This is a genomic window from Burkholderia sp. 3C (assembly GCF_054589155.1).
This window is the reverse complement of record NZ_BAAILN010000018.1, coordinates 1-1713: the sequence shown is the minus strand read 5'-3', so window position 1 is coordinate 1713 and position 1713 is coordinate 1. Positions and strand designations below refer to the sequence as shown.

Sequence of the window (1713 nt, the reverse complement as noted above, 5' to 3'; positions counted from 1 at the left end):
TCACGCCGAGCGGCACCACCATGATCACCGAGAACGGGATCGACCAGCTTTCGTACAGCGCCGCCAGACACAGGAACACCACCAGGATCGAGATGCCGTACAGAATCGGCGCCTGCGAACCCGACTGCACTTCCTGCAGCGACAGGCCCGTCCACGAATAGCCGATGCCGTTCGGCAACTGCGCCGCGATCCGGGACATCGCATTCATCGCCTGCCCCGTCGAGTTGCCCGTCGATGCCTGACCCTGGATTTCCACGGCCGAGATACCGTTGTAGCGCTCGAGCTTCGGCGAACCGTACGTCCAGTGGCCGGTGGCGAACGCGCTGAACGGCACCATCCCGCCCGAGCTGTTGCGCACGTACCAGACGCTCAAGTCTTCCGGCGTCACGCGGAACGGCGAATCGCCCTGCAGGTACACCTTCTTGATACGACCGTCCGTATCGAGGAAGTTGTTGACGTACTGCGAGGCCCACGCGATCGAGAACGTCTGGTCGATCGAGGACGGCGTCACGCCGAGCGCGTCGGCCTTCTCGCGATCGATATCGACCTTGTACTGCGGCGTGTCGTTCAGGCCGTTCGGACGCACCAGCGCCAGCGTCGGGTCCTTGGCGGCCATGCCGAGCAACTGGTTGCGCGCCGCCATCAACGCGTCGTGGCCGAGGCCCGCGTTGTCGGTCAGCTCGAAGTCGAAGCCGGCTGCGGTGCCCAGTTCGGGAATCGACGGCGGGTTGAACGGGATCACCATCGCGTCCTTGTAGGCCGAGTAGTGCCCGAAGGTCCGCTTGATCAGGGCCTGCACCTTGCGGTCGTCGGCCAGACGCTCTTCGAACGGCTTGAGCTTGACGAACACCAGGCCGGCATTCTGGCCACGGCCGGCGAAGCTGAAGCCGTTCACCGTGAACACCGAATCCACGACGTTCTTCTCGCTGTTCGCCATGTAGTCCGTAATGTCCTTCAGCGTGCGAGCCGTGGTTTCCTGCGTGGAGCCCGGCGGCGTCTGCACGATCATGAACATGTAGCCCTGATCTTCATCGGGCAGGAACGACTTCGGCAGGCGCACGAACAGGAAGCCCACGCCGACGATCACCGCGAGATAGATCACGAGCCAGCGGCCCGAGCGCTTGATCACGTGGTGCACGCCGACGTGGTACTTCTCGCGGCCCTTGTCGAAGTTGCGATTGAACCAGCCGAAGAAACCCTTCTTCTCTTCGTGATGGCCCTTCTCGATCGGCTTGAGCAGCGTCGCGCACAGGGCCGGCGTCAGGATCAACGCCACCAGCACCGACAGCACCATCGCCGACACGATCGTCAGCGAGAACTGGCGATAGATCGCGCCCACCGAGCCGCCCGAGAACGCCACCGGCACGAACACCGCCGACAGCACCAGCGCGACGCCCACCAGCGCGCTGGTGATCTGGCCCATCGCCTTCTTGGTGGCTTCCTTCGGCGACAGCCCTTCCTCGAACATCACGCGCTCGACGTTTTCCACCACCACGATCGCATCGTCCACCAGCAGGCCGATCGCGAGCACCAGGCCGAACATCGACAGCGTGTTGATCGTGAAGCCGGCCGCGCTCATGATCGCGAACGTGCCGAGCAGCACCACCGGCACGGCGATGGTCGGGATGATCGTGGCCCGCAGGTTCTGCAGGAACAGATACATCACGAGGAACACCAGCACGATGCCTTCCAGCAGCGTCTTGACCACTTCCT

General features: G+C 63.7%; 1 protein-coding gene. It reads right to left on the bottom strand.

Annotated features, from left to right (window positions below; translation table 11 throughout):
• A partial coding sequence (locus tag ACYP33_RS02740; RefSeq protein ID WP_459619567.1) for an efflux RND transporter permease subunit occupies window positions 1-1713 on the bottom strand: 1713 nt, incomplete at both ends.